General features: G+C 49.0%; 15 protein-coding genes and 1 pseudogene. 15 read left to right on the top strand and 1 reads right to left on the bottom strand.

Going from position 1 to position 19,127, the window contains the following annotated elements; translation table 11 throughout:
• The first annotated feature begins 53 nt into the window (after positions 1-53).
• From petA to IE055_RS10545, 11 genes are all read left to right on the top strand, one after another.
• Entirely contained in the window at positions 54-650 is a 597-nt protein-coding gene (gene petA / locus IE055_RS10495) for a ubiquinol-cytochrome c reductase iron-sulfur subunit (protein ID WP_189401205.1), read from the top strand.
• Positions 650-2,044 carry a cytochrome b gene (locus tag IE055_RS10500; RefSeq protein ID WP_229794247.1) on the top strand — a complete coding sequence of 465 codons (1,395 nt, stop codon included), beginning with the start codon at positions 650-652 and terminating at the stop codon, positions 2,042-2,044. Before petA ends, IE055_RS10500 begins: the two co-directional genes overlap by 1 nt.
• Positions 2,045-2,058: 14 nt before the next feature.
• Complete coding sequence (locus tag IE055_RS10505) at positions 2,059-2,844, top strand: cytochrome c1 (RefSeq protein ID WP_189400603.1); 786 nt, start codon at positions 2,059-2,061, stop codon at positions 2,842-2,844.
• A gap of 143 nt (positions 2,845-2,987) precedes the next feature.
• A complete protein-coding gene (locus IE055_RS10510; RefSeq protein WP_189400605.1) occupies positions 2,988-3,611 on the top strand; it encodes a glutathione S-transferase N-terminal domain-containing protein in 624 nt (207 codons plus the stop codon).
• A 17-nt stretch (positions 3,612-3,628) separates the two neighbouring features.
• A complete protein-coding gene (locus tag IE055_RS10515) occupies positions 3,629-4,057 on the top strand; it encodes a ClpXP protease specificity-enhancing factor (RefSeq protein WP_189400607.1) in 429 nt (142 codons plus the stop codon).
• Positions 4,058-4,163: 106 nt separating this feature from the next.
• A complete protein-coding gene (gene hslV / locus IE055_RS10520) occupies positions 4,164-4,703 on the top strand; it encodes an ATP-dependent protease subunit HslV (RefSeq protein WP_189400608.1) in 540 nt (179 codons plus the stop codon).
• Position 4,704: 1 nt separating this feature from the next.
• Positions 4,705-6,048 carry an ATP-dependent protease ATPase subunit HslU gene (gene hslU, locus IE055_RS10525; RefSeq protein ID WP_189400610.1) on the top strand — a complete coding sequence of 448 codons (1,344 nt, stop codon included), beginning with the start codon at positions 4,705-4,707 and terminating at the stop codon, positions 6,046-6,048.
• 55 nt (positions 6,049-6,103) lie between these two features.
• A complete protein-coding gene (locus IE055_RS10530; protein ID WP_189400612.1) occupies positions 6,104-6,424 on the top strand; it encodes a hypothetical protein in 321 nt (106 codons plus the stop codon).
• Between the two features lie 14 nt (positions 6,425-6,438).
• Entirely contained in the window at positions 6,439-7,284 is an 846-nt protein-coding gene (locus IE055_RS10535; protein ID WP_189400613.1) for an SDR family oxidoreductase, read from the top strand.
• Positions 7,285-7,367: 83 nt separating this feature from the next.
• A complete protein-coding gene (gene gshA, locus IE055_RS10540) occupies positions 7,368-8,945 on the top strand; it encodes a glutamate--cysteine ligase (protein WP_189400614.1) in 1,578 nt (525 codons plus the stop codon).
• A 193-nt stretch (positions 8,946-9,138) separates the two neighbouring features.
• On the top strand, positions 9,139-10,557 hold the full coding sequence (locus IE055_RS10545) for a glycosyl hydrolase family 28-related protein (RefSeq protein ID WP_189400616.1): 1,419 nt from the start codon (positions 9,139-9,141) through the stop codon (positions 10,555-10,557).
• Between the two features lie 328 nt (positions 10,558-10,885).
• Here IE055_RS10545 and IE055_RS10550 read toward each other — a convergent pair.
• Positions 10,886-11,796, bottom strand: a pseudogene (locus tag IE055_RS10550) (IS110 family RNA-guided transposase).
• A gap of 522 nt (positions 11,797-12,318) precedes the next feature.
• Here IE055_RS10550 and IE055_RS10555 point away from each other — a divergent pair.
• Genes IE055_RS10555 through IE055_RS10570 form a run of 4 tightly spaced genes read left to right on the top strand, consistent with a single transcriptional unit; the run spans position 12,319 to position 18,954 of the window.
• Positions 12,319-12,975 (top strand): CerR family C-terminal domain-containing protein, encoded by a 657-nt coding sequence (locus tag IE055_RS10555; protein WP_189400618.1) that lies wholly within the window; start codon positions 12,319-12,321, stop codon positions 12,973-12,975.
• A gap of 8 nt (positions 12,976-12,983) precedes the next feature.
• Positions 12,984-14,375, top strand: coding sequence for an efflux RND transporter periplasmic adaptor subunit (locus tag IE055_RS10560; protein ID WP_189400620.1), 1,392 nt, complete (start codon positions 12,984-12,986; stop codon positions 14,373-14,375).
• A complete protein-coding gene (locus IE055_RS10565) occupies positions 14,375-17,557 on the top strand; it encodes an efflux RND transporter permease subunit (RefSeq protein WP_189400622.1) in 3,183 nt (1,060 codons plus the stop codon). The genes IE055_RS10560 and IE055_RS10565 overlap by 1 nt, the downstream gene beginning before the upstream one ends.
• The gene (locus IE055_RS10570; RefSeq protein ID WP_189400623.1) at positions 17,554-18,954 is read left to right on the top strand and encodes an efflux transporter outer membrane subunit; all 1,401 of its coding nucleotides are present in this window, start codon (positions 17,554-17,556) and stop codon (positions 18,952-18,954) included. Before IE055_RS10565 ends, IE055_RS10570 begins: the two co-directional genes overlap by 4 nt.
• The last annotated feature ends 173 nt before the right edge of the window (positions 18,955-19,127 follow it).

A 19,127-nucleotide genomic window follows, 5' to 3' on the forward strand; every position in this document is an offset into this window, starting at 1 on the left:
TTTTAGGAGCTCATATGGCTGACAACCAGGTTAGCAGCGCAAATGCCGAGGGCATGAGCGTTGAAGATAAGAAAAGGCGTCGATTCCTGACTGGAATCACGGCAGGCTTTGGTGCAGTAGGTGGCGCGTTTGCGGTAACCCCATTTGTACTCAGTATGACGCCAAGTGAGCGGGCTAAAAATGCCGGTGCACCTGTTCAGCACGATTTATCCAAAATTCAATCTGGTCAGATGGTCAAGGTCGAATGGCGTGGCAAACCTGTGGTCCTGCTCAAGCGCAGCGACGAAATGATGGCCGGCCTGGATAAGGTTGTCGACAAGCTGGCTGATCCTGATTCGCTGTCCAGCAGCCAACCTGTTTATGCGCAAAACAATTCTCGATCAGACCAGTCCTCGCCAGCGTTGCTGGTCATGGAAGCGGTCTGCACACACCTCGGCTGTTCTCCTGTAGAGAAATTGGCAATAGGACCTGATCCACAAATGGGGCCAGATTCGCAAGGTGGCTTTTTCTGTCCTTGTCACGGTTCAAAATTCGACTTGGCAGGCCGAGTGTATAAAAACGTACCTGCGACGACTAATATGTCCGTACCGCCATTTGCGATTGCGGACGACATAATTACCATTGGTGAAGACGGCGGGAGGAACGCGTAATGGCTATTCATCGTCATGACAACCACAAGAGCGCTAACGCATTTATGCAATGGGTGGATGATCGTTTTCCGGCGACCAAAGTTTGGAACGAGCACCTAGCTGAATACTGGGCGGCGAAAAACTTTAATTTCTGGTATTACTTTGGCTCATTGGCAATTTTGGTGCTGGTGATTCAACTTTTAACCGGGATCTTCCTGACCATGCACTATAAGCCGGATGCGCAGTTGGCGTTTGCGTCCGTCGAGTACATCATGCGAGATGTACCCTATGGATGGTTGGTGCGGTACCTTCATTCCACCGGCGCCTCCATGTTCTTCGTGGTGGTCTACCTGCATATGTTTCGCGGTATTATCTATGGATCGCACCGTGAGCCGCGTGAATTAGTCTGGCTTATCGGTTGCGTCATTTTCGTGGCCTTGATGGCTGAAGCCTTCATGGGATACCTGTTGCCGTGGGGCAATATGTCTTACTGGGGCGCACAGGTCATTATCTCTCTATTTGATGTAATACCGTATTTTGGTCCCATTTTGACCGAATGGATTCGTGGTGACTTTGTTATTTCAGACGCGACTTTGAACCGATTCTTCGCGTTTCACGTGATTCTGTTGCCGTTGATTTTGGTTGCCTTGGTGTTTCTGCACTTGGTGGCATTGCACCACGTTGGCTCCAATAATCCGGACGGTATCGACATCTTCGAAAATCTGGATGAAAACGGCAAGCCGGTTGATGGCGTACCGTTCTTCCCACATATCGTGATTAAAGATCTGATTGGCGTGTGTGGATTCTTTATGGTGTATCTGGGTATTGTGTTCTTCTGGCCGGACTTGGGCGGTATTTTCCTCGAGAAGGATAACTTTGCACCGGCCAACCCGCTACAAACGCCACCCGACATTGTACCGTTATGGTATTTCACGCCGTTCTACTCAATTCTACGTGCGAGTACAGAAACCCTATTGGTGTTCTTTGCTTGGTCGAGCGTAGCAATTGCAATTTTAGCGGCGGCTTTCGCTAAAGTGGATCTAAAGTACAAGATCGGCTTTGTTGTTGTCGGTGCCATCGCGTGGTTTGTATTCATGAACTCGAGTGGTAAAGCCTGGGGCGTCATTCTGATGGGTTCCGCGATCGTGTGCTTTTTCTTGCTGCCATGGTTGGATCGTTCGCCAGTGAAATCCATACGCTATCGTAGCTGGCCATTCAAAGTGGCTCTGACATTGTTTTTGATCGCGTTCTTCATTCTGGGTTACTTGGGTATGAACGCGCCGACACCGGTGAAAACAATTATGGCGCAGGTTTGTACCTGCATCTACTTTGCGTTCTTCATCCTAATGCCTTGGTTCACCAGCATTGGTCAGACCAAACCAGAACCAGACCGTGTCACGTACGACGCGCACTAAGCGAGGATTCAATAATGAAGAAAATTACGATTCTGTTGATGTCGCTGACTGCGAGTCTTACGCTGAGTTCGGCAACACTGGCCGCTGGCGGCGGCAATGAAGTGAAAGACAAGGTTTATATCAATATGTCTGACAAGGCAGCATTGCAAAACGGTGCAAAATTGTTCATGAACTATTGTTTGGCTTGTCACAGCGCGCAGTACTCTCGGTATGAGCGCGTTGCCGAAGACCTGGATATTCCGTTGTATCAATTGAAGGACAATCTGATGTTCACCACCGAGAAGCCGGGTGATCTGATGAAGACCACAATGCCAGCGGAAGACGCCAAAGAGTGGTTTGGTGTTGCGCCACCGGATCTTTCTCTGGTCTCGCGCGTTCGTAAGCCAGACTGGGTATACACTTACTTGCGTGCGTTCTATCAGGACGAATCGACTCCCAGCGGCTGGAACAACTCGCTGTTTGCGAACGTTGCGATGCCACATGCGATGTACGAATTGCAAGGCGTGCAACGTCTGGTCAAAAGAGGCGTTGATGTACACGGCGAGCATGGTGAGGAAATTTCATTGGGTGCCGGTCAAAAGCTGGTCGGTGATGCAATTTTCGAGTTGCAGCACCCAGGCAAAATGACGCCTGCCGAGTTTGATAAGGCGATCGCAGATTTGACCGCATTTTTAGTCTATCTTGCCGAGCCAGCGCAACTAAAGCGCAAAACCATTGGTGTTTACACCTTGGGCTTCTTGATTATTTTGCTGTTGCTGTGCGTGTTGTTGAAGAAAGAATACTGGCGCGACATACATTAAGTCGCTCCAGATGAATGAGAAAAAACGCGGCATGGGGAAGCCTGTGCCGCGTTTTGTCCATTTAGGTTTGATCATTTTAGAGCGCCTTTTCTGGCCTATGGCCGCGCGCTCACACTGTCCATTTATTACATAGGAAAACTATCATGAGTACACTCGCAACCAGACGTTCAATTATGACGCTGTATTCTGGGACTGACTGCGTGCTGAGTCATGCCTGCCGGATTGTCGTTCGTGAGAAAGACATTGAGTGTGAAGTTGTTTACACCGATCCGTCTGACCCATGCCAGGAACTGGCAGAATTTAACCCCTACAACGAAACACCGACCTTGGTGGATCGTGATCTGGTGTTGTACGACCCATATATCATTAACGAGTATCTGGACGAGCGTTTCCCGCATCCGCCGTTGATGCCAGTTGACCCCGTGTCGCGTGCAAAACAACGTTTAATGATCATGCGTCTGAACCGTGACTGGCTGGGTTCATTCAAAGCACTCCAAGCCGATCCTAAGAACAAGGAAGCACTCAAGTTAATTCGTGATGGCTTTATCGCAATTTCGCCATTGTTCGCAGAGCAAGAGTTTGCAATGGGTGAAGAGTACTCGTTGGTTGATGTAATTCTAGCGCCGATGCTGTGGCGTCTGCCGGTATTGAACATCATGCTGCCAAAACAAGCACAGGCAGTGGATGAATACGCTGAGCGGTTGTTTGCGCGTCAGGCGTTTCAGGACAGCATGAGTGACAACGAGCGCGATCTGCGCGGATTCTAATCCAGCATCTAAACAACATGACCTCGACTAAACCGTATCTATTGCGCGCAATCTTTGATTGGGCAGAAGACAATGGTTTTACGCCACAGGTGTTGGTGAATGCCAATGCCGACGGCGTCGAGGTGCCTGAAGCGCATGTGGTCGATGGGCAAATTGTATTAAACATCAGCTCCTCGGCCATCCAACTCCACGTTATGGATAACGAATGTTTGAGTTTTTCTGCGCGGTTCAGTGGCGTGGAACAGGATATCTTTTTGCCCATTGATTCGATTCTTGCAATCTTCGCGCGTGAAAACTCGCAGGGTATCTTTTTTGAAGACAGCGAAGACGGCTTAGAACCTGACCCGGAACCAACGCCACCCAAGCGTAAAGTCTCTGCGCCAACTAAGTTAGAGCCAAAACAAAAATCTAAGCGTAGCGCTTCGCATTTAAAAATCATCAAATAGGGTTGCGGCAAACAGCTCGTTCTGTAAGAGATTGTTTCCTTTTATGCTTGAAACTGGCGAAACCATCTCAACATAGTCCTAATGAAATTTAATATCGGAGGCACCAATGCCTGAGATCAGAGGCACCACCATACTGTCGGTTCGCCGAGGTAATACTGTGGTTATCGGCGGTGACGGCCAGGTTTCCATGGGGAACACGGTTATGAAGGGTAACGCGCGCAAAGTGCGTCGTTTGCACAAAGGCAACGTGATTGCCGGTTTTGCGGGTAGCACCGCCGATGCGTTTACCTTGTTTGAATTGTTTGACGCCAAACTGGCAAAACATCAGGGTATTCTGACTAAAGCGGCTGTGGAGCTGGCTAAAGAGTGGCGTACGGATCGTATGCTACGTCGCCTCGAAGCATTGCTCTGCGTTGCTGACAAAGACGCCTCATATGTGATTTCCGGCAATGGGGACGTGATTGAGCCCGAAGGCGGCGTAATGGCCATTGGTTCCGGTGGCTCGTTCGCCGAATCTGCAGCGCGTGCGCTAACCCAGCATTCGGATCTAGATGCCCGCGAGATCGTGGAAGCGTCTTTAAACATTGCCGCGGATATCTGTGTTTACACTAACCACAACCTGACTATTGAAGAACTGGAGTTTTAGTATGAGCGAAATGACCCCACGTGAAATCGTTCAGGAGCTGGATAAACACATCATCGGCCAGGCCAATGCAAAACGTTCGGTGGCGATTGCTTTGCGTAATCGCTGGCGTCGTACTCAGGTTCAAGACGCCAGTTTGCGCGCAGAAATCACACCAAAAAATATCCTGATGATCGGCCCCACGGGTGTGGGCAAAACTGAGATCGCACGACGGCTGGCTAATCTGGCCGATGCACCGTTTTTGAAAGTCGAGGCGACTAAATTCACTGAGGTTGGTTACGTCGGTCGTGAGGTCGATTCGATCATTCGTGATCTGGCGGATATCGCGATCAAGCGTCAGCGCGAAGCCGAAATGAAGAAAATGCAACGCCGTGCGGAAGACGCGGCGGAAGACCGAGTTTTGGATATTCTTCTGCCACCAGCACGTGACGTTGGTTTTAATCCAGCCTCCGGTGCGGAGCCTTCTGATGGCGCAGCACGCCAACGCTTCCGCAAAAAACTTCGTGAAGGTGAGTTGGACGACCGAGAGATCGAAGTGGAAGTCTCGGCCAACAACATGGGCGTCGAGATCTTTGGCCCGCAAGGCATGGAGGAGCTCACCAGTCAGTTGCAAGGCATGATGAAAAACATGGGCGCAGAGAAAAAACAAGCGCGCAAAATGCCGATCAAAGAAGCGCTGAAGGTGTTAACCGAAGAAGAAGCCAGTAAGCTGGTTAACGACGAAGATATTAAGCATGCTGCGATTCAGCGTTTAGAGAATCACGGCATTGTATTTATTGATGAAATCGACAAAATTGTTGGTCGCTCAGAAGGGGGTAAAAGCCCAGATGTCTCGCGTGAGGGCGTGCAACGCGATCTATTGCCGTTGGTGGAGGGCACCACGGTGTCAACCAAGCACGGCATGATTAAAACGGATCACATTCTGTTTATTGGTTCGGGCGCATTTCAGCTCTCAAAACCCTCTGATCTGATTCCGGAACTACAGGGTCGTATGCCGATTCGGGTTGAGTTGTCGGCGCTCACGGTTGAGGATTTCAAGCGTATTCTAACCGAGCCAGACGCCTCTTTGACCGAGCAGTATCAGGCGCTGATGGCGACTGAAAACGTCACTTTGAGCTTTACCGATGACGGGATTGAGCGGATTGCAGAGCTAGCTTGGCAGGTTAATGAGAACACCGAGAATATCGGTGCTCGGCGACTCCACACCATGCTTGAACGATTGCTGGAAACGGTGTCATTTGAGGCCAGTGATCGTTCCGGCGATACCGTTTCAATTGATAAGCAATATGTAAACGATCATCTTGACGAGTTGGCTGACGACGAAGATTACGCGCGCTACATTCTGTAATACCACGCATGGTTCGTATTGCGTTTAGGGTCGACATCAATGCTATGATCGACCTATGATTTTTGCTCTGTTATTTATTGTCGCGTTCGTTGTGAGCTTGGTGGCGTATTTGCTTACCAGTCGCTGGTGGATCGGGAGTTTATTGTGTGTTGGGCTCTTTACGGTGAACGCGTTGATGGATTCTGAGGCACAGGACTATTGGCAGTTCACCCTAATATTTGGCATTCCAATCGTGTTCGTGGCGAGCATTCTCGGGCCTTATGTGGTGGAGTTGCGTCGAGGAGCTGGGCTGGAAGCCGCAATTGATGACACTGTAGAAATAGAGTCGCAGCGTGGTACCGACACGCAATCCAGCGACCACCAAAACCAACAATAATCGTAGGGGACAGCATGCCGAATATATCTGAATTTAAGGACGCTGTGATTTGGATCACGGGCGCATCATCGGGTATTGGCGAAGCGCTGGCGCTCGCGTTTGCCAACGAGGGCGCGCGCTTGGTTTTGTCGGCGCGCAATCAAGACACCTTGGAAGCCGTCAAAGCCAAGTGCGATCAACTGAGCGGCAAGCCAGAAAACAGTGTCGTGGTGCTGCTAGATGTGACCGACTCTTCGCAGATAGACAGCGCACTGAAAGACGTTATGGCGCATTTTGGCCGCGTTGATTTGCTCATTAATAACGCCGGTATCTCACAGCGCTCTCGTTGTTTGGATACCGAAATGTCGACTTATCGAACCATCTTCGATGTCGACGTGTTTGGACAAATGGAGCTTACAAAGGCGGTATTGCCGGTCATGCTTGAGCAAGGACAAGGCCATATCGCTGTAACTGCCTCGGTAGCAGGAAAAATAGGCGCGCCATTTCGAACCGGGTATTCCGCAGCTAAACACGCCATGATGGGCTTTTTCGACGCGCTGCGCACGGAAGTACACGACCAGAATATTCGCGTCACCACCATTGTGCCAGGGTATATCCAAACCAATATTTCCGCGAATGCCGTGGTCGGTGATGGTTCTAAGTTTGGTCAGCTGGATACAGACATTCGTGGTGGCATGTCGGCCACGGAGTGCGCCGAACAAATCCTACGCGGAATGCGTAAGGGAAAGCTCGAAATCCCGGTCGGTAGAGGCATGGAAATGCAGGCGCTGTGGTTGAAACGATTTTTTCCGAACCTGCTGTTTAAGCTGGCCAATAAGCAATACCAGAAAGCAGCACGTCGTGGTGGATTCAAGTTATGATTCCGCCACTCAAAATGAATTGAACTGTGGCGGTGCCAACTGGTGTGCCACGACTGTGACAGGTAAGGCCTGTAAATTGACTTATGCTTGATACCAAATGCACGTCGACGTTGGCGTTAATTGATCCCGAGTTGGCTTTAAACCTGAAAAGTATCGTGCGCGGGGTAGAAAAAGAAGGCCTGCGAGTCACACCTGACAATACCGTGGCACAAGACGGCCATCCGCGTGCGCTGGGCTCCACCTTGACGCACGACAGTATCACCACCGATTACTCCGAAGCCCTGCTCGAGTTTATAACCCCAACCAGTACAAGCATCGACAACACGATTGAGTATTTGGATCGGCTGCATAAGCTCACGTTGCAGAATATTGGGCAGCAGGTGATTTGGCCGGTGAGCATGCCGTGTAGCCTGAATGGTGATGAGAGTATTCCCATCGCCGATTATGGCACGTCGAATATTGGCCGCTTGAAGCATGTGTACCGTCAGGGTTTAGCTGTGCGCTACGGGCGAATCATGCAGTCCATCGCGGGGATTCATTATAACTTCTCACTGCCCGATAGTTTTTGGCAGGCTTATCAACAAAAGATGCAGGCCCAGTCTCTGACCTCTTCGGAATCGTTGCAAGACTTTAAATCAGCCCAGTATTTTTCGCTGATTCGTAACTTCCGCCGATACTCATGGATTCTGCATTACCTGTTTGGTGCCTCACCCGTACTCGATCAAAGTTTCCTGAATGGGCGTGAAACGCATCTTCAGAAATTTGGTGAGCGCACATTCGGATTGCCGTACGCAACCTCACTCCGCATGAGTGATTTGGGTTACCAAAACACCGCGCAGCAGGATTTGCACGTGTCATATTCGTCACTGCCGGAGTACGTAAAAACCCTGGGCGAAGCGATACACCAAAAGTATCCGCCGTACGAAAAGATTGGCGTTAAGGTTGATGGTGAATATCGTCAGTTAAACACCAATGTGCTGCAAATCGAGAATGAATATTACAGCGATATTCGCCCTAAGCGCGTCACGCATTCCGGAGAAAAGCCCATCGCTGCATTACGCGATCGTGGCGTGGAATACATCGAAGTCCGTATTCTGGACATCAATCCGTTCACCCGAGTTGGTATCTCTGCCTCGCAGATGCGTTTTATGGATGCATTCCTGCTGTATTGTCTGTTCTCACAGTGTCCTGAAGTTAGTGATAGTTGCTGCCCTGAAATTCGCGACAATCAAACCAAAGTGATTCTGGAAGGGCGCAACCCCGACCTAACCCTGCGCTGGGGCGATCACGAGATTCCGTTCAAACAGGCGGCAACCGAATTACTGTCGGCCGTGCAGGAGATTGCCGGAAAGCTAGACCAAGCACACGGTGCCGATCTACACAGTACCGCAGTGCAGGAGCAACTAGCCAAAGTCGAAAACGTGGCACTCACGCCATCCGGCCAAGTCATGCAACGAATTCAAAATGGCGAAGAGTTCCTAGAAATTGCCCGTGACCAGGCAGACCAGTTTGCTCAGCAATTTAGTGAACTCGCCGCGAATGTAGATTTTGATCAAACGCTAAACGAAATGGCAGAAACCTCATTACGCAAACAGGCCGAATTAGAACAAAGCGACACACTGAGCTTTGACGAATTTTTGGCGGCTTATAATCAGGCGTAGGGTGAATATCTGGGGCTCGATCTACGGTGCCGAGAGAGATTTTAGATAGAAGCTTGAAATGGGCGCAACACACTCTAAGTGATCTATTGGGTAGGGAGACAAAAGGCATTAGACTCAACCTGGCTATTATTTCATAGGGTTTCCTTAACTAAATTAATCAGTGGTAAACATCATCTATAAGGAGAAAAGATAAATGAGTGAACGAGACATGAGCAAACGAAGAGATTTTATTAGTGGATCGCTGGCTTTGGGAGGGGGCGCACTTGCAAGTATGGCAATAACATCTGCAGATGCTTCTACATCTCTATCAAACAACTGCATTAATGTCACAGAAGCCCCTTATAGCGCCGTAGGTGACGGTGTCGCCAACGATACTGTTGCTTTTCAATCGGCACTAGATGATGCTGGTTCTTTAGGAGGGGGTATAGTCTTTGTTCCTACGGGTTACTATCTTCTTGATGCTATCGAGGTGCCAAGAAATGTGACACTAAGAGGTGTGTTCGAGATGCCGCCAAACTGGAAAGCATCATTCACGACGGCAGAAAATGAACTTCCACAAGGTACAACATTGGTTGCTTCATCCTATACAGAAGGTGTTGATGAAGCATTTATCAGCTTAGCTCATCATAATGCTACAGTTAAAGGTTTAATTATATATTACCCGGGCCAGAGCAAAACTAACCCCGTCAATTACTCATATACTATTCGTGGGGGAACACCTCAAAATCAATCATGTGACAATTTGTCAGTTATTGATGTTCTGCTTGTTAATTCTTTTAAAGGTATCGATTTCGGTAAGTATAGGATTGGGCGGCATTTAATCCAAAGAGTCTACGGACGCCCAATCAGTGTTGGAATCTATATCGATAATTGTCAGGATACTGGTCGAATAGAAGATGTTCATTTTTGGCCTTTTTGGGCAGCCGAGCCTTCAAGTGGTGTGAACGGATACATCGCAAACAATGGTGTTGCTTTGTGGCTTAGAAAGAGTGACTGGCAAATAGTCAATAACTTTTTTTGTTTCGGCTATAAGATTGGAGTTAAGTTTGATAAGGAAGCTGAAAAAACTAATGGGAGTGGTCAAACGTATTATCTTGGTGCGCTCGGTGGTCAAGGAACAAATGGACAGTTTACTAACCTGAATATTGATGCAGCGAATATTGGAATAGAAGCAGATTATATTGCAACACAGGGCGTTACGTTATCTAACGTAAACATTGCATGCAGCAGTTTTTACGGTGCGACGACTCGCATTGCAATCACTCAACCACAGAATGCTCAATATAGAGGTCCGTTTACAATTACCAATGGTAATTTTTGGGGTGATTTTGCGACTAATATTATTTCTTTTGCGGGAACAAATCCTGGAGTCGAGCCTGGGCCTTTAAGGGTCAGTAATTGCCACTTTAATGGATGGACTGGTGTTGCCGCTATAAGTCTAGTTAGTGGTCGTGCTAGTATCCAGGGCAACTACTTTAAAGATCTAAGAGGTAAGTCGGTTTATATTGGGAGTGGTTGCGATCGTGTCATTATTATGGGTAACCACTTCGTCGGCAACCCTGTCGAAAACTATGGCTCACCTAACTTGACAATAATTGCAAATAACCTTTAAGGAATCGAATATCTCGCGTCATAAAAGTATGAAGTACTTGCTGGCGCTATATAAAAGGACATATATGAATACCTCCCTGGTCGTCAAGCAGGCTTTTAATGAGAGTGACGATTGCAGACATATATCCGGCCATGTTGACCATTGGATATCATGGCCGGCCTCATTGCGATTCGCTACCTGTTTGACTTAACACCCACACGGCTATGGATAAGCCTCTGTCCATTTCAGTTACAAACAGGTTCGATCAGTCTTTCTCAGTGTTACCTACTCAAGCAACGTTCGGTTGGTTTTTTGTTTAATCGTTGATGGTTTGTTTAATGGCTCTGCTCTACGCCGTTCGATAATGAACCGGCAATGAATCAGGCCCTTTATGCAAAACAACCCAAACCATTCTGGCTGTTTTATTGGCGATGCCAACAATAGCTTTATGCTTACCACGTCGTTCAGCGAGCTGTACTGCCCAATGACTCAAGGGGTCATTAAGTTGATTAGCCCAGCGCATCACAACACGAGCCCCATGGATGAGCAGCATACGAAGATACGTATCACCGCGTTTGCTAATTGGCCCCAGACGTACTCTTCCACCCGTTCCCGTTTGTTGTGGTACGAGCCCTAACCACGCGGCAAGTTGCCGCGCATTTTTGAACTGCACGCCCTTACCAATACTCGCATAAAGCGCAGGTGCGGTTATCGGGCCGATGCCCTTAATGCAGGTCAATGCCTTTGCAACAGGGTACTGCTCTATCAAGCTGGCAAGTATCGTTCTAAGTTGCGAATCTGTTTTGGCATGACACACCCATACTCGGCTAATAACCCACGAACCTGGTTTGCATTGTCGCGGCGTTGGTCTTTGATACGTGAACGTATCCGCAATAATGTTTGAACGTCTTGTTGTTCAACCGTTTTATGTTGTACGTCATACAAATTTGGACGAAACTCCGTCTCAGCAATAGCGAGGGCATCGGTAGCATCCGTCTTATTGCCTCGGCTGAAGGCTTTTACGTGTTGGGCTGGCACCAGCCTGACCGTAAACCCCATATCGGTGAACGTGCGGGCCCAGTGGTGAGAACCTCCACACGCTTCCATAACCAACAGCGCATTTGGGTGTTGCCTCACGGCATCAATAAACTTCGCTCTTGTGACTTTTTTGTTGAATTGAACCTTGCGTGCTTTGTTAAGGCCACAAAGCTGAAAAACAGACTTGGCAATATCAATGCCTATTAATGTAATATTACTCATGATGAATACCTTTTGTTTTGATAGACCTCCCATCCTCTTGAAACAACGTTCAGTTGTCAAAGAGGGTGGGAGGTATTCATCACAACACCCATCATAAGCGTGGCATCAGAAAACGTCACCAGTCCCAACTTTGCGGGCGAGATTAATCGAGCTGATTTGGGTAGAATCGATGCTTAAATAGCAGGGATGGGATTTTAGGCCGCAATTTCCAGATTCAAGACGATCGAATGCCTCGCATGACGCGCTACGGTCGTAGATATAGTTACCTCAGCCTAGCAGCTGGCGATGAATAACCGTCGATGGGATTCGTTGATAGTATTTGTCGGAACATGCTTGCCTGACGACGTGTTCTGAACTTCCACACATAAGCTTGTGGTTACCAAAATCTTAGTGCTAGTCACTCGCAAAGAAGCGAAGAATCTTTCGTTGCTCTCTTAATAATTAAATCAAACGATTGATTTAATTATTAAGAGAGCGTATGGTTCGCGAAATACACACATGATTGAGATTGGAGTTAAACGCGTGACCGAAAAAAAGGCTGGACCCGGTGTTGGTGAACTCGCACGAGAGAAGCTACTTCAAGCAGCGCTGGATATGTTCGGCCAACATGGCTTCGATGGTGTTTCGATTCGTCAAATCAGTGACTCTGCTGGCATGAACGTGTCTTCTATTAGCTACCATTTTGGAAGCAAAGACGGCCTGTACTGCGCCGTGGCTGACTATATAGGTGCGCAAATTATTGAGCATAGTCATGCGCCTGCCACGGCTGCTGAAGAGTTCCTTAACACACAGAGCTTGGATGCTGGTGAAGCCATGAATCACCTTCTGAGTATTGTAGAAAACATGATGCAAATCATGCTTCCAGATTCAGTTGAGACTAAGCGCTGGGCTCGATTTGTTACTCAATTTCAGTTGGGTGAGGATGCGCGAGATCATTGGCTGAGCAAAAACCCATTTCATGATTTGGTCGCAAAGTTGGTGGCGATTGTTCGCAGCGAACCCGACAAAACGCTCGAGAATGCCATTATTGCGCAGACCATATTTGGCCAAGTATTGGTGTTCAGAGTAAGCCGTATGAGCGCCAAAATGGCACTAAATATTAGTTCATTTGGGCCTGAGGAAGTCGCACAGATCAAACGAGTTGTGTTCTCAAATATTCAAAAACTATTGTCACAATAAGGGTCCTAATGAATTTTCATATTGATAGTGAACGTAAACGCTGGCTACTGGTTTGCTTGGCGATAGTTGGTTTTGGCGCGATTACGCTGTTTTTGCTGACGGTGCTCAAGAGCGAGCCGCAGCTGACGCCGATTGAGGCCCGAACGCCGGTGATAGACGCCGAGCCTTTGGTGTGGCGGAGCGGTCATTTTGAGATTTCAGCCAGTGGTCGAGTCGTGCCGGTTGCGACCGTGAAACTTCAAGCTCAGGTCTCGGGCGAGGTGGTTGAGCTGAGCGATAGCTTTAAGTCGGGCGCCTATTTTAACGCCGGCGATGCCTTATTAACCATTAACCCTGTCAGTTTGTCGGCTCGTGTAGCCGAATTGAATGCGCAGTTAGCCAGCGCCAAGGCTGATCTGGTGCTTGCTGAGGCACAATTGGCGAGGTCTAAAAAATTGGTAGAGCTAAAAGCCGCCGCGCAAGAGGAGTTAGATCAACGACAAGCCGCTTTAGGCGCCGCTCAAGCTCGGGTCGTGCAATTTGAGGCGAGTCTAAAAAGTGCTCAAACTGATCTGAGCAGGAGCGTTATTCGCGCACCATTTAATGGCCGTGTGGTCAGCGAACGTGTCAGTATAGGTGATGTGTTAGCACCGGGTGTTCAATTTGCCGACATTTACTCAACCGAGGCTTTCGAACTCTCAGTGGCTTTGGCTGAGTCAGACGCGGTTCTTCTCGAGGGTTTATTTAACGCTGAAACCGCGCACATCGCCGCAAGGGTTGAGTCTGAGTTTGGCGGAACTCGTTTTTATTGGCCGGCGGTGGTTGATCGGGTCGAAGCAGGCTTAGACAGTGCTTCGCGCACGATCGACGTGATTGTGCGCGTCGATGCGCCTGAAGCTCGCGGTCTAGCACTGCAAGAAACGGATGTTGAAGCGCCGCCGTTGTTGCCTAGTATGTTCGCGCAAGCGTTTATCCAAACGCGTGACTTTGGGCAATATATTAAAGTGAGTCGTGATAGCGTGCGCTCAGACAATACCATCTGGTTTGTGCAGGTAGACTCTCAGGGCTTCGGTGAAGTGCAGTCCGCTAGTGCTAGAACACTTAGCAATCAGCAAGAGACGGCATTTATACAACCGGCGATTGAGAGCGATGGCCAACTGTATGTATTAGGGTCAGACATCGGCGGTGTATTGCCTGGAAACCAGGTGCAGATTCGCAACCATGAACCAAGCTCAAGCGTTCCGGCAGAAGAGCCTTTAAATGCAGAAGAGCCCTCAGCGATAGAAGAGCCCTCAGCGGTGCAAGAGCCTTCAGCTACTGATGAGCCACTTACACCAAGCCGCAACCAAACACCGACCCAGTTGACCGATCAACCCGGCGCGGCCGATGTCAACCCAGACCTGCCCACTGAGCAACAGTAATGAACAGTATTATCGAATGGTTTGCACGCCATCCTGTTGCTTCAAACCTGTTGATGGGTTTTTTGTTGATCGGTGGCCTTATCAGTATGTCAAATACCTCGCAAGAGGCTTTCCCAGAATTCACGCTGGAGATAATCCAAGTCGAAGTGCCCTATGTTGGTGCTTCGCCGGACGAGATCGAAAAATCGATTATTCAGCCACTTGAGCAGCAACTCAATGGTGTTGAGGGAGTTAAGGAAGTCACCGCAAGCGCGGCAGAGGGAGTAGGGCTTGTTAAGTTAGAGTTTTCACGCACAGCTGACATTGGTCGAGCACTGAATGATGTTAAGTCGGAAGTTGATCGGATAACGGTGTTTCCGGATGACGCTGAGGAGCCGATTGTCTCGCAAGTCAGCGGTAAAACCCGTGTCGCTGAAATTGCGATCAGTGGCTCCTTGCCTGAAGCCGCGCTAAAGGAATTGGCGTATCGCATAAAAGATGATTTAGTTCTTGAGGACAACATTTCCTTGATCGAAGTCAAGCGCGCTCGGGACTACGAAATTTCGATTGAAGTATCGCGAGATAGTTTGCGCGCCTATAATCTCACCTTAGCTGATCTCTCAACTGCGATTAGACTCGAAAGTCTGGAACTACCTGGCGGGGATATCGACACCGCGAAAGAGAATATATTGATTCGCACGGTTGGCCGGAATCTAACCCGTCAAGACTTTGAAGAAATTATAGTTAGCTCATCACCCAGTGATGGGATCATTCGAGTTCGTGATATCGCGCGTGTCGTCGATGGGTTTCAAAAGCGCACTCAATTCGCTGAATTTAATGGTCAACCTGCGGTCTTTTTAGATGTGTTTCGGGTCGGTGACGAGCGCGTGTTAGATGTGATCGACAGCGCTGAAACGTATATTGATCAAAAACTAAAGCCGAGCTTGCCAGACAGTGTTGAGGTAGTGATTTGGCGTAACGATGCGGTTGAGTTGGATCAGCGTATTGACCTGTTGGTGAAGAACGCAATTCTCGGGATATTGCTGGTCGCGCTGGCGTTAACATTGTTTCTGGATCTGCGGCTGGCGTTTTGGGTGTCAGCTGGAATTGGCGTGTCATTCACCGCCGCGTTTATTCCCATGTCGCTGCTGGGCTTATCGATAAACTCGCTCTCTATGTTCGGGTTTATCTTAGCGATCGGCATCGTTGTGGATGACGCGATTGTCACCGGTGAAAACATTTTTGCTGAAGCCGAACGAGGCACGCCGCCAATGGAGGCAGCGGTCAAAGGCGCCAGTCGAGTTGCCGCGCCTGTCATATTCGCTGTCTCAACCACTGTGGCCGCATTCGTCCCCTTGTTATTGTTGCCAGGAATTTTAGGCAAGTTTCTCACTGATATTCCGGCGGTGGTTATTATTCTACTTGGTCTTTCTTTGATCGAGTCGCTATTAATTTTGCCGCATCATTTGTCGCATATCAACGTCAAAGAGCCACCTAGTAACGTGGTGTTTCGCTTCTTTGCTAAAACCAGAGACAAGGTGGATGGCGCGCTCAAACGCTTTATTGAAGGGCCGCTCGAACGTGTCTTAGATTTCACCACTAAGCACTGGTTTGTGACCATAACTGGTGCGGTCACCGTGCTGGTGTTGAGTATTGGTATTCTCGCCAACGGTTACATTAAATTTTCTTTCTTTCCACAGATTGAGGGCAACTACGTCACAGCCTCGGTTGAAATGGCAGAAGGGACGTCGCTACAGCGAACCGAGCAATTAATCGCAGAGGTTGAACAGCTTGGATTAGACGTGGCGCGCGACATGGCAACTGACAAGCAAACGGTTGAAGAACTCATGTTGGGGCAGTTGGTGCTGGTTGGGACTCAAGAAGAAGTCGGTGGACCGCCGGGATCTGGCGGATTAAACGCCGCAAAATCCAATCAAGGCTCAGTGGTCATTCAGCTTGCCGCGCCAGAAGATCGTGATTTTTCGTCATCGGAGTTTGAAACTCGGTGGCGCAAAGCTCTAGCACCGCTTCGAAGTCAGGCAAAGATTAGTGTGGCATCCAGCTTGGTGTCGCTTGGGGCGGCTGTGCAAGTTGAGGTTTCAGCGGATACCGATTCAAGTTTGCGAGAAGCGATTCGCCAGACTGAGGCTGGGTTAAATTCTATTGGTGGCGTGTTTGACGTCAGGAATGACTTCGATGCCGGTAAGCGCGAGTTTAAAATAGAGCTAAAAGACGAAGCTCGTCGTTACGGCCTTAGTTTGCAATCGTTAGCGTTGCAGGTGCGTGGCGCATTTTTTGGTGACGAAGCGCTTAGGGTGCAACGTGGGCGTGATGAGGTTCGAGTGTACGTCCGCTTACCTGAGTCTGAGCGCAGTCATATCAGCGATCTATTCGATTATCGTATTCAAGCTAGCAGTGGTGAATTTATTCCTCTGTCGCAGGTCGCAAATGTGACCGAGACACTGAGTCCGTCGACTATCAATCGACGCAATGGCCGGCGTTTAATTACGATTACGGCCGATGTTGATAATGCAATAATTAGCGGTCAGCAGGCGAATGGAGTTTTAACCGAAACCATTCTTCCAAAGATTGAAGAGGCGGTGCCAGATGTGCGCTTTGAGTTTGGTGGCGAAGCAAGAGAAATGGGTGATGTGGGGTCCGTGTTAGGTCGAAACTTCATTCTTGCCTTGTTAGCGATATTCATCTTACTGGCGATACCATTTAGGTCTTATTCGCAGCCGATAGTTGTGATGTTGGCGATTCCATTCGGCTTGGTCGGCGCGGTACTGGGCCACTTGGTGATGGACCTGTACATGGGCTTGTTGAGCATATTTGGTATCGTGGGTTTGGCTGGTGTGGTGATTAATGGCGCGCTGGTACAAGTCGACTTTGCCAATGAAATGCGCTCTCAGGGTGTGGAGTCAAGGTTGGCTTGGATTGAAGCGGGTAAGAGTCGTTTTAGGCCTATTTTCCTAACCGCGTTGACTACCTTTTTAGGGGTTGGGCCGTTGATGCTCGAGCAAAGCGTTCAAGCACAATTCTTGATTCCAATGGCGGCAAGCATTGCCTTTGGGGTGTTAATCGGTACCTTTATCCAGATGCTACTGGTGCCGGCACTGGGCAGCATGCTGGATCATTTTGCCTTAGTTCGGGAGCAAAAAAACACACAGCGAAATGCGCATAAACTGCAGGGGGATGTATGAAAACGCTAATTCGTCTTACTGGGTGGCTTGGCCTAAGCCTTGTCGTTAGTGGCTGCGCAACATTTGGCCCGCACCATTCAACGCCTGATACTGAGTCCCTGTTATCCGACGGCGTGTTGGTGGCTGATTATCAAAATAGCGAAAAGGTGCTAACCGAATGGTGGACAGCGTTTCACGATGACCGCCTATCGGAGTTGGTTAGCCAAGCCTTACAACACAATCGAGATTTAAAGGCACTCAGCTCGAATGTTAAGGCGTCCCGCGCAAATCTGAGACTCGCAAGATTAGACCGAATCCCCGCAGACCAAATAAGCGCGTCCGCCACCGAGTCTAGACAATCGGCAGCGGCCGTCGGTCAATCTGAAGCGTTTAGTGATACCGAGCTGTACTCGGTCAGTTTTGCGCCGCAATGGGATTTGGATCTATTTGGTAGGTTGTCGCGACAGATCGAAATTTCCAAGAGCAACTATGAAGCTCAATTGATGCAACTGCGCGGTTTGCAATTAATGGTAATCGGCGACGTAGCAAGCAACTATTTCCAACTCCAATCGCTGTTATCCGAACGTGATACGCTGCAACGCAATATTGGTTTACAGAAAGAAAGTCTCAGGATTGCCGAAGTATTGCTGGAGTACGGTCGAGGTATTGAAGTCGATGTTCTCAATGCACGAGCTCAGCTCCAATCGAGCCAGGCCGCTATGCCGCCTATTGACGCGTCTATCTCACAAACCCAAGCGCGATTAGCGGTATTGACAGGCCGCGCGCCAGGCGCTTTGCAGCAAGGGCTAGCTTCGATCAGTACGGCTTCTTATATCAATCACGCGCTGCCTATTGGTGAGTTATCAGAGCTGATTCGTCGCCAGCCGAGCATACGGGCAGCTGAGCGCAAATTAGCTAGCTCGGTCAGTGAAGTCGGTTTGGCCGTATCATCGATGTTTCCACAAGTGTCACTTGTAGGTTCGGTAGGTTATTCAGCACAGCAGTCGGAACAATTGTTTGAAGACAACGCGTTACAATTTTCATTTGGGCCCACCTTGTCTTGGTCATTGAGCAACCTCGTGCTGGGGAAACAGCGGATAAATGCAGCTGAGCACCGCTCACAGGCCGCGTTTGCTGAGTATGAAAACAGTGTGTTGTTCGCGCTGGAAGACCTGAATGCGGCGCTCGCAAATCAAAAAGCCGCTCGAGACCGTCAACCGTTATTGGACTCCGCGCTGAGCGATTCACGAGAGTCGGCGCGGATCGCCAAGGTACAATACGAGTTTGGCGCGTCGCCCTTGCGTGAATTAATTGATGCTGAACTTAAGTTATTGCAAGCTGAACTGGCGGCAAAACGCGGTGTGTACGAGATCATTATTGCGCAAATCTCGGTATTTAGAGCTTTAGGCGCTGGTTAAGTAAGCTCATCTATACAGAACAATTGGAACTATTCAAAGATGAACTAACTAGCGATAAATCCGGAATTGAGAGTATTGACCGAGAAGGAAGAAAAATTTAAGTAGGTGTCCACGTTTCACTAACATTCTTCCGAATTCTGCGGAACAACAACGGCGCGAGTTTTTACCCCGAG

The sequence above is a fragment of the Arenicella chitinivorans genome (assembly GCF_014651515.1).
Taxonomy (GTDB): Bacteria; Pseudomonadota; Gammaproteobacteria; order Arenicellales; family Arenicellaceae; genus Arenicella; species Arenicella chitinivorans.

What these genes read in the sequence shown, in the direction of transcription:
- petA (WP_189401205.1), top strand. Translation starts at nt 54, where the DNA reads ATGAGCGTTGAAGATAAGAAAAGGCGTCGATTCCTGACTGGAATCACG.
- IE055_RS10500 (WP_229794247.1), top strand. Translation starts at nt 650, where the DNA reads ATGGCTATTCATCGTCATGACAACCACAAGAGCGCTAACGCATTTATG.
- IE055_RS10505 (WP_189400603.1), top strand. Translation starts at nt 2,059, where the DNA reads ATGAAGAAAATTACGATTCTGTTGATGTCGCTGACTGCGAGTCTTACG.
- IE055_RS10510 (WP_189400605.1), top strand. Translation starts at nt 2,988, where the DNA reads ATGAGTACACTCGCAACCAGACGTTCAATTATGACGCTGTATTCTGGG.
- IE055_RS10515 (WP_189400607.1), top strand. Translation starts at nt 3,629, where the DNA reads ATGACCTCGACTAAACCGTATCTATTGCGCGCAATCTTTGATTGGGCA.
- hslV (WP_189400608.1), top strand. Translation starts at nt 4,164, where the DNA reads ATGCCTGAGATCAGAGGCACCACCATACTGTCGGTTCGCCGAGGTAAT.
- hslU (WP_189400610.1), top strand. Translation starts at nt 4,705, where the DNA reads ATGAGCGAAATGACCCCACGTGAAATCGTTCAGGAGCTGGATAAACAC.
- IE055_RS10530 (WP_189400612.1), top strand. Translation starts at nt 6,104, where the DNA reads ATGATTTTTGCTCTGTTATTTATTGTCGCGTTCGTTGTGAGCTTGGTG.
- IE055_RS10535 (WP_189400613.1), top strand. Translation starts at nt 6,439, where the DNA reads ATGCCGAATATATCTGAATTTAAGGACGCTGTGATTTGGATCACGGGC.
- gshA (WP_189400614.1), top strand. Translation starts at nt 7,368, where the DNA reads ATGCTTGATACCAAATGCACGTCGACGTTGGCGTTAATTGATCCCGAG.
- IE055_RS10545 (WP_189400616.1), top strand. Translation starts at nt 9,139, where the DNA reads ATGAGTGAACGAGACATGAGCAAACGAAGAGATTTTATTAGTGGATCG.
- IE055_RS10560 (WP_189400620.1), top strand. Translation starts at nt 12,984, where the DNA reads ATGAATTTTCATATTGATAGTGAACGTAAACGCTGGCTACTGGTTTGC.
- IE055_RS10565 (WP_189400622.1), top strand. Translation starts at nt 14,375, where the DNA reads ATGAACAGTATTATCGAATGGTTTGCACGCCATCCTGTTGCTTCAAAC.
- IE055_RS10570 (WP_189400623.1), top strand. Translation starts at nt 17,554, where the DNA reads ATGAAAACGCTAATTCGTCTTACTGGGTGGCTTGGCCTAAGCCTTGTC.